Source organism: Streptosporangium nanhuense, from assembly GCF_059358815.1.
In genome coordinates this window covers 83,563-96,071 of record NZ_JCADBG010000010.1, presented here as the reverse complement: position 1 = coordinate 96,071, position 12,509 = coordinate 83,563, and the positions used below count along the sequence as shown (strand labels likewise).

Here is a 12,509-nt window from a genome sequence, read left to right as displayed (position 1 = left end):
GACCACGAGCGGAGAAACGGTTATGCCCACCCTGGCACAGGTCACCGCCGGTGACCCGAACCTCGAACTGATCCTCAAGGTCCTGCCCGCCCTGGTCGTCATCCTGCTGGCCGCGGCGATCTGCGGCCGGCTGGCGCTCATGATGATGCAACCGCGCGTCCTCGGCGAGATGGTCGCCGGCGTCCTCCTCGGGCCGACGCTGTTCGGCCAGCTGTTCCCCGAGGCCCAGGCGGCCGTGTTCCCCGCCGAGGTCAGGCCGGTCCTGTACGTGCTGAGCACCATCGGGCTGACGCTGTACATGTTCCTGGTCGGCGCCGGGCTGGACCACGGCGCGTCGCCGCCCGGAGAGGGCCGCCGGGCGGCGACGCTGGCGTTCTCCGGCATCGTCCCCTCCCTGATCCTCGGCTCCTGCGTCGGTCTGCTCCTGTGGGACATGCTCTCCCGTCCCGACGTCAGCCGGTGGGAGTTCGCCCTGTTCGTCGGGGGAGCGCTGTCGCTGACCGCCTTCCCCATGCTGGCCAGGATCCTGTACGAGCGGGGGCTGGAGAACTCCCCCCTCGGGAAGCTGACCCTGGTGGCGGCCGCCATCGACGACGCCCTCGCCTGGTGCATCCTCGCCGTGCTGTCGGCGATGCACCTCGACGCCGGTCCCGGCGACGCGGTGCGCACCATCGCCCTGACGGCGCTGTTCGCGGTGGTGATGCTGAAGGTGGTCGCGCCGCTGCTGCGGCCCCTGGGCGAGGGCGTCGCGCGGACCGGCCGGATCGGCCCCGGCGCCATGTACGTCGTCGTCCTCGTCCCCCTCACGGCGGGCTGGCTCACCGACTGGATCGGGGTCTACGCGGTCTTCGGCGGCTTCCTCGCCGGGCTGGCGATGCCCCGCGACCCGGCGTTCCGCAAGGCGTTGCACGGCCGCATGATGGACGTCGTCTCGACGCTGCTGCTGCCGGTCTTCTTCACCTTCTCCGGCCTGAACACCCACCTCGACGGCATCGCCGGCGGTCCCATGCTCCTGGCGTTCGCCGCGATCCTGACCGCGGGTTTCTGCGGGAAGTACTTCGGCTGCTCGCTGTCGATGCGGGCCCTGGGATTCGGCTGGCGCGAGTCCTACGCGGTGGGGGCGCTCATGAACGCCCGAGGGCTGATGATCCTCATCTTCATCAACATCGGCCTGGCGCAGGGCATGATCACGCAGGAGCTCTTCGCCATCCTCGTGCTCGTGGCCATCATCACCACCGCGGGAGCCCTGCCGCTGTACAAACTGGCGCTGCCGGAGCGTTACGAACGCGCCCACGAATCCGGGCCCACCGGCCCGGACACACGTTCTCTGGAGGAAAAGGCCGAGAAATCCCATTCCTCGTGACCGCTCGAATACGTCGAAAGCCCTGAACGCAGTGCGAATACCGCTTTGTGGTCGATCGAATACGCTGCGAGCATTGCCGTGTAACTTTCAATTATTCTGGTAACTCTGGTAATTCGGCGGGAGGAATGCCACGGTTGTTTTGTGGCTGTGACATCGGGGACATCCGGCCCGCCCGCTCGACGGCTGCTCCTCGTCGAGGACGACCGCGAGCTCGGGCACATGCTGTTCGGGTTGTTCACCGAGCAGGGATACACGGTCGACCTGGCCCTGGAGGGGCAGCGCGGCCTGCACCTGGGCCTGAGCCGCCCGTACGACGCGATGATCGTCGACCGGGGCCTCCCGGCGGTCGACGGCATCGAGCTGCTGACACGGCTGCGCCGCCGGGCCGTCACCGTGCCGGTGCTCATGCTGACCGCCTTCGGCACGGTCGCCGACCGGGTCGCCGGGCTCGACGCGGGCGCCGAGGACTACCTGGTCAAGCCGTTCGAGATCGACGAGCTGCTGGCCAGGGTGCGGGCACTGCTCCGCAGGAACCTCGACCACGCCAGGCTGCTGCCGCTCGGCGCGGGCTGGCTGGACTCCGATTCCAACGTCGTGGGGCTGCCGACCGGCGAGCAGGTGACGCTCTCGGGGCAGGAGGGCCGGCTGCTGCGCGCGCTGGCGACCCGCCCGCGGCAGGTGCACACGCGCGCCTCGCTGCGCCAGCGCGTCTTCGACGGCGCCCGGACGGAGTCGATCGTGGACACCTACGTCTACTACCTGCGCAACAAGCTGGGGGCGGACGTCGTGCGCACCGTGCGGGGCGTGGGATACCGCCTGGGCGGGCTGTGAGGAGGCCCCCTTCCCACGAGCAGGAGCGTCACCTGCTGCTCCGGGCCCGCCGCCGGATCACCGCGCAGGTGGCGGGCGCGATCTCCGTGATGCTCGGGCTCGTCGGGGTGATGGTGTACTGCGTCATCCTCAGCGACCAGGACGTCTCCGCGCGGCGCGACCTGGCCGTCGCGGCCCAGCGCGCGCTCCTCTCGCGGCCCCCGCCCTGCGTCTGGCTGTTCGAACTGCGGGACGGCACCGTGACGGGCTCTCCCGGCGCGCCGGCGGTGCTGCCGGTGCGCGCCGCGCTGCACCAGACCGCTGCCGGACGCGAGCCCCGGGTCGGCGTGGTCGAGATCGCCGGGCAGTCCTATCTCGTACGCACCCAGTGGCGGGGCGGCGTGGTGGTCCAGGCGGCGATGGACATGCGCCACCAGGCCGCGGAGCGGAACCGGCTGCTGCGCACGCTCGCCATCGCGGAGGTCACCGGCCTGATGGCCGCGCTGATGATCGGCCGGATCGTCGCCCGGGGGGCGATCGCGCCGCTGGGCGAGGCCCTGGTGCGCCAGCGCCGGTTCGCCGCGGACGTCAGCCACGAGCTGCGCACCCCGCTGACCCGCCTGCACATCCGCGCCCAGCTCGTCGCCCGGGGCGTGCGGCGGGGGACCGACCCGCTTCTCGTCGCGGACGAGGTCGACCGGCTGGTGAACGGCACCCGGCAGCTGGGGGACGTGGTCGAGGACCTGCTGCTGTCGGCCCAGTTCGGTCAGCTGCGCCGGCCGTTCGGCCCGGTCGACCTCGCCGCGCTGGCCGAGGAGCTCGCCCTGGCCGAGGCGGACCGGGCCGAGGCGCTCGGCGTGACGATCGAGGTACGGCGCCAGGGGCCGGGCGGCCACGTCGTGCGCGGGGCGCAGTCCGCGCTGCGCAGGGTGATCTCCGCGCTCCTCGACAACGCGCTCGCCCACACCGGTCCGGGCGGCCACATCCGGGTCGTCCTCTCCGGCGACCCGGGGACGGTACGGCTCGACGTCCGCGACGACGGCGTGGGCCTCGACCCCCGCGACGCCGAACGTCTCTTCACCCGGTTCGTCGGCGGGTCCCACAACGGGGGCCCGAGCCTGGGCCTCGGTCTCGCCCTCGTCCGCGAGGTGGTGGACGGCCACGGAGGGACCGTCACCGCGGACGGGCGCCCGGGAGCCGGGGCGGTGTTCACCGTCCGGCTCCCCGCGGATCCCGCCGGGGCGGCGCGCCCCCCGTACCTCCCGGAGCCCGCGAACCACCCGGCCGCGCAGTCGTGGGACCCGCGTGGCGGCCCCTACCCGGAGGACCGGGGTGTGCCCGGCCCCCCGGATGGGGTCCGCTCCGGTCCCGGGCCGGGGCCGTGACCCCGTACGGGTGCGCCGGCCGACGTCCGGCACTCCGCCAGGCCGAAGGGCCGAAGGGCCGGGGGGCGGGGGGCGGGGCGCGTCGTGCGGGGGCGTGTGGTTGGCTATGACCCCGTGGACGTCGCTCAAGTGCTGGGACTGCTCGGGGCCGGGACGCTGGCCGGGGTCGTCGGCACGGTGGTGAGCCTGGCGTCGATCGTCTCCTACCCGGCGCTGCTCGCCTTCGGCCTGCCGCCGCTGGCCGCGAACGTCACGAACACGGTGGCGCTGACCTTCCACGGGGTGGGCGCGGCGATCGGTTCGCGGCCCGAGCTCACCGGGCAGGGCGGCAGGGTCCTGCGGCTCGGCGTGACGACGCTGATCGGCGGGGCGGCGGGGTCGGCGCTGCTGCTGATGACCCCTTCCGACACGTTCGAGGCGATAGCGCCGTGGCTGATCGCGATCGCCGCGCTGCTGCTGCTCCGCCCGCCCAGGGCCGAGGGAGGGTTCGGCGGCGAGGACGGGTGGACGGCGCGCGCCGCGCTGTTCGGCGTCGCCGTCTACATCGGCTACTTCGGGGCCGCGGGCGGGATCCTCATGTTCGCGGTGCTCTCGGCCGTGCTCGACCAGGCGCCGGTCAGGGTCAACGCGATCAAGTCCGTCGTGTCCTCGCTGGCGAACGCGGCGTCCACGGTCGCCTTCGCCCTCTTCGGCCCGGTGCAGTGGTCGGCGGTGGCGCCGCTCGCGCTGGGATTCTTCCTGGGCGGCCTGCTCGGCCCGCCGATCGCCCGCCGCCTGTCCGGCCGGGCCCTCCGCTTCGGCGCCGCCGCCTGCGGCCTGCTCGTCGCGATCAAACTCGGCTTCGACGCCTACGCCTGAGCCGCCCGCGGGGGCTCACGCGGTGCGGGCCCTCTCGACCGCCTTCAGCCGCTCGCGGGCAGGCGGTCGAGCGTACGGGTGAGGGCGGCGCGGCCGGTGCGCAGGGCGGCGGCCGGGTCGGTCCCGGCCGGTCCCTGCCAGCGGAGATAGACCATGGTGGAACCGTGGCGCACCGCCACGGCGACGTGCGCCACGGAGTCGCGATGGGTGGGCCGGGGCGGCGGGTCAGGATGCCGTACGGCGAGGGTCTCGATCTCGCCCGTCCAGGGCCCCCTGGTGAAGGGGGCGAGGCGGGGGCCGACGCTGTAGGACCTCGGGTCCTCGGAGTCGCACGGCTTCTTGTCGTTCTCCGCTGAATAGCCTGTCCCTCCCCAGACGAGCGGTCGGACGCGTGCCTCTTCGGCGCTCCGCTCGTCGTCCAGGAACAGTACGTCTTCGCGGACGGAGACCTCACCGATCAGGCGGCGCGTGACGGCCGGAGCGCCGCCGTACACGTTGTTGTCGGAATGCGACGAGCAGATCAGGTCATGAGTGAGACCAATAGGGTCGGGCCACGGCTTCATGTCCTTGCCGTAGGCGGAGGGCGGGGGCAGGGCCGCGGCCATCGCGGCCGAGGCCGCCCGCGAGCCAGCGCCGGTCGGTGCGGGCACGGCGAGGGTGGTGGAGGCGCCTCCCACGGCGGCCAGCACGGACGCCGCCACGGCGGTGCCCACGTGCAGCGGTTGCGAGCCTGGTTCGCCGCCCGCCTCGAACGGCCAGGCCCACGAGACCTCGGCCAGCAGCGCGCCACGGGTGGCCACGATCGTCGCGCCGGCGCCCGAGTCTCCGTCCTCGGTGAAGTACTCCGTGGTGACCAGGGCCCGCAGCCCGCGCCATCCCCCGCGGTCGAAGTCGCCCACGCCGCTGATCGCGTAGTGGCGACGGTCACACTTCTCGGCGCCACGCCGGGTCGCCGAGATCAGGCGGCTCGCCTGATCGGGCGAGGTGATCCAGAACCGCACCTCCAATGGCTCGGGCACCTCCGGAGCGTGCAACCAGGCGGTGTAGGCGGGCACGCCCTCAGGGGGCAGCCGTGCCTCGACGCCCCGCTCCCGCTCCGGCCAGCACCAGTGCAGGAGGGGGGTGTCCAGGTTCGTGGCCATGGGGGCGAAGGTGATGTCCGCCATCGGGCTTTCGAAGACGTCGTCGTCCAGGCGGCCCCGCAGCCGCTCGGCGATCTCCTCCACGGAGATCGCCGCGTTCGCGGGCGTCGGCAGCGCGGGCATTCTCAACTGGTCGAAGCCGCCGAGGACGAACAGCAGGGTGACGGCCGCGGCCGCGACGCGCAGGCCATGCCGCCCGGAAAGATCCACAAGGGACATGGTGCCGTACGACTCTCCCCGGCGGGGCTGGACGGTGCGTCCGGCGGTGGCGGGATCACCACGGCCGAGGTGCTCTCGCGCGCACTCCCTTGGAATCGCGGGGCTTCCCTGCCGTGCCCGGGGAACCCCGTGTGAGCATGGGACGGGCCATGGACAGGCCATGGACAGGCCATGGTGCCCGACCCTTGACATCGGGATTTCCTGAGGTCACGCTGTTGCGTATAGCGCCGCCCGTTCCGTCTTACGAAACTGGGGTTTGTTGCGATGATCCCTGCCTGTCCTCTCGCGGCCCTGCCGCCGGGCGAGGCCCACCGGCTCGACGCCGACCCGCCCATCGCCGTCTTCCACACCGAGGACGGCGAGATCTACGCCGTCGACGACACCTGCACCCACCAGGACGCCTCCCTCTCCGACGGGTGGCTGGAGGGCTGCGAGATCGAGTGCCCGCTGCACTCGTCGAGTTTCGACCTGCGGACGGGGCGGCCGAGCTCTCCTCCCGCCAAGCTGCCGCTGCGCACCCACCGGGTGGTGGTCGAGGACGGCACCGTCTACGTCATCCCCTCCGAGGAGCCCCCGAACCTGCCGCCCGGCGTCCGCGCGGGCACCGCGTAGGACCGCGTGAAGAGGAGCGATCGTGACCGCGAGAAGCCTGCCCCCCAGCGTGATCGCCACCCTGCCCGGCGGCTACTACACCGACGAGAACATCTTCGCCCTGGAGGAGGCACGCGTCTTCGAGACGATGTGGTTCTGCGTCGCCCGCGCGTCCGATCTTGACAAGCCGGGGGCCTTCAGGACCGTCCAGGTGGGCCGCGAGAGCGTCCTCGTCACCCGGGCCAGGGACGACTCGATCCGGGCCTTCCTCAACGTGTGCCGCCACCGGGGCGCCCGGATACGGACCGAGGAGTCCGGGGAGGTCAAGCGGTCCTTCCAGTGCCCGTACCACGCGTGGACCTACGACCTCGAGGGCAAGCTGATCGCCGCCCCGAACCTCACCAAGATGCCCGACATCGACCGGGTGGAGTACGGGCTGATCAACGTCCACGTGCGCGAGTGGATCGGGTACGTGTGGGTGTGCCTGGCCGACGAGCCGCCGTCGTTCGAGGCGGACGTGATCGCCGAGGCGACGCACAGGCTGGGCGACGAGCGGTCCATCGAGAACTACGACATCGCCGGCCTCCGGGTGGGCCGCAGGATCGTCTACGACGTGAAGGCCAACTGGAAGCTCATCGTCGAGAACTTCATGGAGTGCTACCACTGCGCCACCATCCACCCCGAGCTCACCGAGGTGCTGCCGGAGTTCGCCGACGGGTACGCGGCGCAGTCCTTCGTCGGGCACGGCGCCGAGTTCGGCGAGGAGATCCGGGGGTTCACCGTCGACGGCTCCGAGGGGGTGGACCGCATCCCGGGGGTCGGCGAGGACCAGGACCGCCGCTACTACGCGATCACCATCAAGCCGCAGGTCTTCGTCAACCTGGTGCCCGACCACGTGATCCTGCACCGGATGTTCCCGCTGGCGGCCGACCGGACGATCGTGGAGTGCGACTGGCTCTTCCTCGGCGACGTCGTGGACTCGGGCAGGGACCTCGGCCCGTCCGTCGAGCTCTTCCACCGCGTCAACGTGCAGGATTTCGAGGCCTGTGAGCGCTGCCAGCCCGCGATGAACTCACGGGCGTACGCTCAAGGTGGGGTCCTGGTGCCCAGCGAGCACCACATCGGGGCCTTCCACGACTGGGTGCTCGGCAGGCTGGGAACCGGCCCGAGCTGAGCGCCTGTAGTGTGCGCTCAAGGGTGATCGGCCGGAAGGAGACGCGAGGATGGCCAGGAAGGCTCCGCGCGACGACGTCAACGAGGACGGCCTGGAGGTCGGTCCGCCCAAGGAGTGGGCCGCGGGCATCCCGGGGGTCACCCGGTCGCTGAGAGCCGCGAACGCCCAGATGGGCGTCGGCCGCACCCTGCGCACCCTGGCCGTGGTCAACCAGAAGGAGGGCTTCGACTGCCCCGGCTGCGCCTGGCCCGAGGGCGGGCACCGCAGCCCGGCCGAGTTCTGCGAGAACGGCGCCAAGGCGGTGGCCGAGGAGGCCACCGTCCGCCGGGTCACCCGTGACTTCTTCGCCGGGCACACCGTGGACGACCTGGCCCGCCACACCGACTACTGGCTCGGCCAGCAGGGACGGCTCACCGAGCCGATGCACCGGCCCGAGGGCTCCGACCACTACGTGCCGGTGACCTGGGACGACGCGTTCGCGATCATCGCTCGCGAGCTGCGCGCCCTCGACAGCCCCGAAGAGGCGCTGTTCTACACCTCCGGCCGCACCTCCAACGAGGCCGCGTTCGCCTACCAGCTGCTGGTGCGCAGGTTCGGCACCAACAACCTGCCCGACTGCTCCAACATGTGCCATGAGTCCAGTGGCTCGGCGCTCAACGAGACGCTCGGCATCGGCAAGGGCACGGTCTCGCTGGAGGACCTCTACCAGGCCGACCTCATCTTCGTGGTCGGCCAGAACCCCGGCACCAACCACCCGCGCATGCTGTCGGCGCTGGAGCGGGCCAAGCGCGGCGGCGCCCGGATCGTCGCGGTCAACCCGCTGCCCGAGGCCGGGCTGCTCCGCTTCAAGAACCCGCAGAAGGCCTCCGGGCTGGTGGGCAGGGGCAGCACGCTGGCCGACCGCTTCCTGCAGATCCGCCTCAACGGCGACCTCGCGCTCTTCCAGGCCATGTCGCTGCTCCTGCTCGAAGCCGAGGACGCCGCCCCCGGTACCGTGGTCGACCGCGCCTTCGTCGAGACCCACACCCACGGCTTCGACAAGTGGGCCGAGGACCTGCGCTCCCTGGACTGGGCGGAGGTGGAGGAGGCGACCGGGCTGGACCGCCCGGCCGTCGAGGACGCCGTACGGGAGGTGCTCGGCGCGAAGTCGGTCATCGTCTGCTGGGCGATGGGGCTCACCCAGCACAAGAACTCCGTCGCCACCATCAGGGAGATCGTCAACTTCCTGCTGCTGCGCGGCAACGTGGGCCGCCCGGGGGCGGGGGTGTGCCCGGTCCGGGGCCACTCCAACGTCCAGGGCGACCGCACCATGGGCATCTACGAGAGGCCGCCGGCCTGGTTCCTCGACGCGCTGCGCGAGGAGTTCGGCTTCGAGCCGCCCCGTGACCACGGCTTCGACACCGTGGAGGCGATCCGCGCCCTGCGGTCGGAGCGGGCGAAGGTCTTCGTCGCGATGGGCGGCAACTTCGTGGCCGCCACCCCCGACACGGCGGTGACCGAGAAGGCGATGCGCCGGGCCCGGCTCACGGTGCAGGTCTCGACCAAGCTCAACCGCTCCCACGCCGTGTGCGGGCGGGAGGCGCTCATCCTCCCCACGCTGGGACGCACCGAACGCGACGTCGCGCCCGGCGGCCGCGCGGGCCGCTTCGTCACGGTCGAGGACTCCATGGGCATGGTCCACGCCTCGCGGGGCAACCTGCCGCCCGCCTCCGGCGACCTGCTCTCCGAGGTCGACATCGTCCGCCGCCTGGCGACGGAGCTGTTCGGCGACGACCCGCACGTGCCCTGGGAGCAGTTCGCCGACTACGACGTGATCCGCCACCGCATCTCCCGGGTGGTCCCCGGGTTCGAGGACTTCAACGTGCGCGCCCGCCTCTCGGGCGGTTTCACGCTGCCCAACGCCCCCCGAGACGAGCGCCGCTTCCCGACCGCGACGGGCAGGGCCAACTTCACCGTCAACCACCTGGAGGTGCTGCGGGTCCCGCCGGGGCGGCTGCTGCTGCAGACGGTCCGCAGCCACGACCAGTACAACACCACGATCTACGGCATGGACGACCGCTACCGGGGCATCCGCAACGGCCGCCGGGTGGTCTTCGTGCACGCCGACGACCTGGCCGAACGGGGCCTGGCCGACGGCGACATGGTGGACCTGGTCAGCGAGTGGCCCGACGGCGAGCGCAGGGCGGAGTCCTTCCGCGCGGTCGCCTACCCCACCGCCCGGGGCTGCTGTGCCGCGTACTTCCCCGAGACCAACGTGCTGGTGCCGCTCGACTCGGTCGCGGAGACCTCCAACACCCCCACTTCCAAGAGCGTGGTGGTCAGGCTGGTCAAGCGCGTCACGGACGGCTCCTGAGACGCGGACCCGCGGCCGACGCCGACCCCGTCGGCCGCGGGTCCGGCGTCTCGCTCACGAGCCCGGCATCTCGCCCGCGGCGTCCGCGACGTGTTCGCCGGGCGCGGCAGCACCCTGAAGTTCCTCAGCTCGGCGAACCTGCTCGCGTGGACCTATCGCGGGGAGTACCGGGCCGGCTGGGCGTTCGAGTGCCCGGACATCTACCAACTGCCCTGCCGTACGGCGACAGCGTCAACGGCCGCCGGCTCCAGGTGTGGGACTGCGTCGGCGGCCCGAACCAGTCGTGGGGCTATCCGGTGTAGACGAGTTCCGCGCCACCCCGGCACGGGCGCTCCTGTGCCGGGGTGACGGAGGTCGTGGAGGGTGTCCGTCAAGCCACGCGGGACGCCGGTGCGCTCCAGGTGTTGCACGCGGCAGGGGACGCGCCGCTGAAACCCCGCTGCAGCCAGGCGGCCCGGTTCTTGCCCGTGCCGTGACTGCGCTCCTTGTTGACCCTCTCATCGCCACTGAGCCGGTAGTGCTCCACGAGCTCCTTCCAGTTCTCGTCCCGGTAGTCCTGCGAGGCCCAGACGCTTGCCATGAACACCGCTCCCAGGCAGTCGGCCTGCAACTCCAGGCGACGGCTTTGGGCCAGCGCGTGCGTCCTGGTAGGAGCAGGCATTTCGTGGTAGGCCGCCGATATGCCGGTGAGGTTCTGCACGTGGTGGGCGTACTCGTGCGCCATCAGATGCAGCATCACCGGATCGGCCGGCGCTGCGATGGCATAGTCGCTGATCTTGATGACCATTCGCTGTTCCTTGGTGCAGTAACGGCCGGTGTGGTACCTGCCCCACGCCGACCCGCACGCGCGGCCGGGCTTGGTCATGAACTGGATCGCCGGCTTCCTGAACGCCAGGCCCGTCTTCTTCAACTGCTTGGACCACGAGGCGTTCAAACAGCCGAACACCGCCGTCAGATGCTTCTTCGCGGCGGTGACGCTGCCGGAACCTTCGGGGTGCCGGTTGCAGGGCAGGGTCAGCTTGCCGCTGCGGTACAGCGGATTATGGGTCAACGCTTTGGTGCCGGTGGGCACCGGCGCGCCGGCCCCGAGGCCGGTGGTGGCGCCTGCGTGGGCGGTGCCGGTGAACATCAGGCCGACCAGCATCCCGGCCAGCAGGGCGATATGGGGGGTGCGCATGAAGCAGAACTGTACAGAAGGGACAAAGGACTCTAAGGGGTAGCAGCTGGGGTGGCGGGGTGCGACAAGCTTTCGACAAGCCGGCGTGACTAGCGTGCACCGCAGCTAAGTCGGGAGTTGCCATGCCTGCTTCGGTGTCAGCCGGTCCGCGAATTCGTCCGGGCAGGAGAGACGGCGGCTCTCTCCAGATGGCATGCGGAGTTCTGATCGCCTTGGGCGGCGCGCTGGCGGCCTTCGTCTTCAACGCGACCTACGCGAGGGGCTGGATCGATCTGGAGGTCTACCGGGAAGGCGGGGCGGCGGTGCTGCGGAGCGCCCCTGTCTACGACCTGATCGTGGGTGGAAGGGAGCTGAGGTTCACCTACTCGCCGTTCGCGGCGGTGCTGTTCGCGCCCCTCGCCCTGGTCGGAATGGAGGTCGCCGTCGCCCTCTGGGTGCTGATCTCCATACTCGCCCTCGAGGTGGTGGTGTGGATCCTCGTCGGCCGTGCCGCGGTGAGGCGCTGTGGCCGCCGGGCGACCCGCACCTTGTTGGTCGTCGCCGCGATGCTTCCCCTGTATCCGGTGACGCTGACGCTGTGGAACGGTCAAATAGGTATCATCCTGCTGCTGGCGATAGTGGTGGACCTGACACACGGCAAGGAGAAGTGGCACGGCATAGGGACGGGCATCGCCGCCGGAATCAAACTCACCCCGCTGATATTCATCCCCTATCTCCTCGTCACGCGCCGTTTCCGGGCCGCCCTGATGGCCTGCCTCGGTTTTCTCGGCACGGTGATCCTCGGATTCGTGCTGCTGCCGGCCGACTCGCTTCATTACTGGGGTGGCGCGTTCTTCGACACGCAACGGGTGACCGCGGAACAGGGCGTGGATGTCTTCAATCAATCGCTTCGCGGCGTGCTCATGCTCGTGTCCGGCTCCTGGCCCGTCGTGCCCCTTTGGCTCGCCCTGTGCGCGGTGGTCGGCACAGGCGGGCTCCTGGTCGCCGCGCGGACCGCGAGGAGGGCGGGCGAGCTCGCCGGGATCACCGCCTGCGCCGTCGTGGGGCTGCTTGTCTCACCCGTGTCCTGGCCGCACCACTGGGTCTGGTGCGTACCGCTCCTGGTGCTCTGGGCACAGCGCGCTCAGCGCGTGAACTCCACGATCGAGAAGGCGGGCGTGGGGCTCCTGTGGTTCGTCTTCCTGCTGCCCGGATACGTCACCCTGGCAATACTTCTCGTCTATCCGTCCCACGCCGGAACGTGGTTGATGGTGCTGATGGGCAGCTACGTGCTCAGCGGGCTGGCGACATTGCTGGCGCTCGCGGTTCGTTCCGGCCGGAGCGACCGGCGGCGAAGGAAGGCGCGGGCCGGGCGACGACCGGAAATCCTCAACGGTCAGGATCACATGGCCCACCCTCGGCATGAACCGGCAGTCGGTCGTAGCGAAACCACCTGAG

General features: G+C 71.1%; 11 protein-coding genes. 9 read left to right on the top strand and 2 right to left on the bottom strand.

From position 1 onward, the window contains the following. Positions 1–22 precede the first annotated feature (22 nt). The 4 genes from AC5L38_RS20330 (at position 23) to AC5L38_RS20315 (ending at position 4,416) form a co-directional block, all read left to right on the top strand. Positions 23–1,363, top strand: coding sequence for a cation:proton antiporter (locus AC5L38_RS20330; protein WP_495244375.1), 1,341 nt, complete (start codon positions 23–25; stop codon positions 1,361–1,363). 141 nt (positions 1,364–1,504) lie between these two features. Next, positions 1,505–2,194 (top strand): response regulator transcription factor, encoded by a 690-nt coding sequence (locus AC5L38_RS20325; RefSeq protein ID WP_495244374.1) that lies wholly within the window; start codon positions 1,505–1,507, stop codon positions 2,192–2,194. Beyond that, on the top strand, positions 2,191–3,558 hold the full coding sequence (locus AC5L38_RS20320) for a sensor histidine kinase (RefSeq protein WP_495244373.1): 1,368 nt from the start codon (positions 2,191–2,193) through the stop codon (positions 3,556–3,558). Before AC5L38_RS20325 ends, AC5L38_RS20320 begins: the two co-directional genes overlap by 4 nt. A gap of 114 nt (positions 3,559–3,672) precedes the next feature. Continuing rightward, positions 3,673–4,416 (top strand): sulfite exporter TauE/SafE family protein, encoded by a 744-nt coding sequence (locus AC5L38_RS20315; protein ID WP_495244372.1) that lies wholly within the window; start codon positions 3,673–3,675, stop codon positions 4,414–4,416. Positions 4,417–4,460: 44 nt separating this feature from the next. Here the strand turns inward: AC5L38_RS20315 and AC5L38_RS20310 are convergent, their stop codons facing one another. Further along, positions 4,461–5,768, bottom strand: coding sequence for a hypothetical protein (locus AC5L38_RS20310; RefSeq protein WP_495244371.1), 1,308 nt, complete (start codon positions 5,766–5,768; stop codon positions 4,461–4,463). A gap of 273 nt (positions 5,769–6,041) precedes the next feature. On the opposite strand from AC5L38_RS20310, the gene AC5L38_RS20305 reads away from it, so the two are divergent. The 4 genes from AC5L38_RS20305 (at position 6,042) to AC5L38_RS20290 (ending at position 10,197) form a co-directional block, all read left to right on the top strand. Beyond that, positions 6,042–6,389, top strand: coding sequence for a bifunctional 3-phenylpropionate/cinnamic acid dioxygenase ferredoxin subunit (locus AC5L38_RS20305; protein WP_495244370.1), 348 nt, complete (start codon positions 6,042–6,044; stop codon positions 6,387–6,389). A gap of 22 nt (positions 6,390–6,411) precedes the next feature. Beyond that, positions 6,412–7,542: an aromatic ring-hydroxylating oxygenase subunit alpha gene (locus tag AC5L38_RS20300; protein WP_495244369.1), complete on the top strand. Its 1,131-nt coding sequence runs from the start codon at positions 6,412–6,414 to the stop codon at positions 7,540–7,542. Between the two features lie 49 nt (positions 7,543–7,591). Next, positions 7,592–9,895 carry an FdhF/YdeP family oxidoreductase gene (locus AC5L38_RS20295; RefSeq protein ID WP_495244368.1) on the top strand — a complete coding sequence of 768 codons (2,304 nt, stop codon included), beginning with the start codon at positions 7,592–7,594 and terminating at the stop codon, positions 9,893–9,895. A 146-nt stretch (positions 9,896–10,041) separates the two neighbouring features. Beyond that, positions 10,042–10,197, top strand: coding sequence for a hypothetical protein (locus AC5L38_RS20290; protein WP_495244367.1), 156 nt, complete (start codon positions 10,042–10,044; stop codon positions 10,195–10,197). Positions 10,198–10,265: 68 nt separating this feature from the next. Here AC5L38_RS20290 and AC5L38_RS20285 read toward each other — a convergent pair whose 3' ends face one another. Beyond that, positions 10,266–11,072 (bottom strand): neutral zinc metallopeptidase, encoded by an 807-nt coding sequence (locus AC5L38_RS20285; protein WP_495244366.1) that lies wholly within the window; start codon positions 11,070–11,072, stop codon positions 10,266–10,268. A gap of 188 nt (positions 11,073–11,260) precedes the next feature. Between AC5L38_RS20285 and AC5L38_RS20280 the strand changes: the two genes are divergently transcribed. Beyond that, positions 11,261–12,508, top strand: coding sequence for a glycosyltransferase 87 family protein (locus AC5L38_RS20280; protein ID WP_495244365.1), 1,248 nt, complete (start codon positions 11,261–11,263; stop codon positions 12,506–12,508). Position 12,509: the final 1 nt, after the last annotated feature.

Excerpts from the sequence above, each read along its gene's own strand:
- AC5L38_RS20295 (WP_495244368.1), top strand. The coding sequence starts at position 7,592 with ATGGCCAGGAAGGCTCCGCGCGACGACGTCAACGAGGACGGCCTGGAG.
- AC5L38_RS20330 (WP_495244375.1), top strand. The coding sequence starts at position 23 with ATGCCCACCCTGGCACAGGTCACCGCCGGTGACCCGAACCTCGAACTG.
- AC5L38_RS20305 (WP_495244370.1), top strand. The coding sequence starts at position 6,042 with ATGATCCCTGCCTGTCCTCTCGCGGCCCTGCCGCCGGGCGAGGCCCAC.
- AC5L38_RS20280 (WP_495244365.1), top strand. The coding sequence starts at position 11,261 with ATGGCATGCGGAGTTCTGATCGCCTTGGGCGGCGCGCTGGCGGCCTTC.
- AC5L38_RS20285 (WP_495244366.1), bottom strand. The coding sequence starts at position 11,072 with ATGCGCACCCCCCATATCGCCCTGCTGGCCGGGATGCTGGTCGGCCTG.